Origin of the sequence: Secundilactobacillus similis DSM 23365 = JCM 2765, assembly GCF_001311075.1 — a bacterium.
GTDB lineage: Bacteria > Bacillota > Bacilli > Lactobacillales > Lactobacillaceae > Secundilactobacillus > Secundilactobacillus similis.
Map to the genome: position 1 here is coordinate 1 of NZ_BBAD01000154.1, position 2,116 is coordinate 2,116.

General features: G+C 44.9%; 2 pseudogenes. Both read left to right on the plus strand.

From position 1 onward, the window contains the following. Positions 1-1,261: pseudogene (locus JCM2765_RS16400) on the plus strand (type I restriction endonuclease subunit R, EcoR124 family); the annotation flags it as partial. A 13-nt stretch (positions 1,262-1,274) separates the two neighbouring features. Next, positions 1,275-2,116 (plus strand): annotated as a pseudogene (locus JCM2765_RS16405) (N-6 DNA methylase); the annotation flags it as partial.

The window sequence follows — 2,116 nt, forward strand, 5'->3', positions numbered from 1 at the left end:
TAATTTTTGATTTAGCCGATTTGAATCTCTATAACGAAGATGTCGCAAAACGGGCTGCCCGGCGTGAGGCGGTCTTTGCTAATTTGAAACCTGATCAAGAAATAAATTTAGTGATTGTCGTCCGCCGGTTATTAACAGGCTTTGATGCTCCTCGGCTAAACACGCTCTTTGTTGACCGCACCTTAGCTTATCAAGAACTCATTCAAGCCTATTCACGCACCAACGGCTCCAAAACCGGGAATTAAAACAAGAGGGTCAAATTGTGACCTTTCGGGTACCGGAAATCATGGAAGCTAATGAACGTGAAGCTTACAAGTTATATAGTGGCGAAGGCTCCTTTAATGTCATCATTCGTCCCACTTATCAGCAGGCCGTCTTAAAATTTCAAAAGGCTGTGGTGGATTTAAAAGCCATTGCCCCAACGCCTACGGCGGCCGATGACCTCAAAGGAACCACTGCCAAGGTGCAATTTGTGAAAGCATTTCGCCAAGTGAATCAGCAATTGAACTCGCTATCGATGTATAATGATTTTACTTGGGAGAACAGCGAAAAGGCCTTTGGTATCGCTCAGCCCGAAGTAGAATCCTATACGGGTAAATATCTGCGGATTAAAGCGGCGGTCACTAACCAAGAGCCCGAGAAAGTCCCCGAAGAATTAGCTGCTTTAGACTTTTCCTTAGCTGTTGGTTCAGTTGTCTTGGTGGACTATGATTATTTGACGCAATTAATTCAAGACTGGATTGATGAACAGCAACAGTACTCGACGCCTGATCAAGCCCAAGCGCATATGACCGATTACCTGCAAAACAGTGCCAAAGTACAGGCTAGTTTGAATAAATTGGCGGAAACGCAACCGCAACAGGCCCAGTTAATTCGCGAAGCCATGCCCTATATTGAGCAACAAATGCAACAGTCGCAGCAACAGAGTAACCAAAATCAAGCGCCAGTAGCGTTGAATGCTCGGGAGTTGGTGACTGATTACGCCCAGAGACAATTGGTCAAAAAAACGTCGGTATTTGCCCACACATGGGGCTTAGATCAAGCAGCCCTATTGCGGGTGGCGCGTGAACACACCGTGGGGACTGATGAATGGCACCATGAACAAGAATTAACGCAGTCAGCGAATTTAGCAGCGGCCTTACAAGCTCAAACTGCCACTGGGCCAAAGATTCCAGCTGTTTTGCCACTATACCGGATTAAGTCCCAGGCTGCTTGGCGACAGTTTATTGAACACGATTTGGCAATCTATTTACAAAAATAAGTGAGGTTAAACAATGTCAGAAAAAACAACGCAAGCTAGTCAACTTGAAAGCGCCTTATGGAATGCAGCCGATGTCTTACGCGGGAAAATGGACGCTTCTGAATATAAAAATTATTTATTAGGGTTAATTTTTTATCGGTTCCTATCCGAGAAAACCTTGACGACCTTTAGTGAATGGGCGGGTGAAACCGAAAATGTCACCCAGAAATATGCCCAATATATGGATCCGCAGTTTGAATTAGAAGCGTCTCAGTGCAGCCCAGTTTAGTGGAGTATTTGCAAAATACGCTCGGCTATTTAATTCAACCACAAGCGTTGTACACCACCCTGATTGGCAAGATTCAAGCCCATACTTTTGCGTTAGACGATTTATCTCAAGCACTTCATGATCTGGAACAGTCGACACAAAATCTATCTTCAGCGCAAGACTTTTCGGGCTTGTTTGCCGATGTGGATTTGAGTAGTAATAAATTAGGCAGTTCTTTACAACAACGGAATCAAACTATCAGTGATACCATGTTAGCTTTAAATGCGATTGATCTCGTCCATCATCAAGGCGACGTCTTAGGTGACGCCTATGAATACTTAATCGCGCAATTTGCCAGTGATTCTGGTAAGAAGGCGGGTGAATTTTACACGCCGCGGCAGGTGTCCGACATTATTGCCCAGATTGTGACTTATCAGCGCAATGCAGGTGACAAACAAGTGCGGACTATCTATGATCCAGCAGTTGGTTCTGGTTCGCTGCTGTTAAATGTCGGACAGCACGTGCAAAATCCCAGCTTAGTGAGTTATCACGGTCAAGAATTGAACACCACGACCTATAACCTAGCCCGAATGAACTTGATGTTGCAC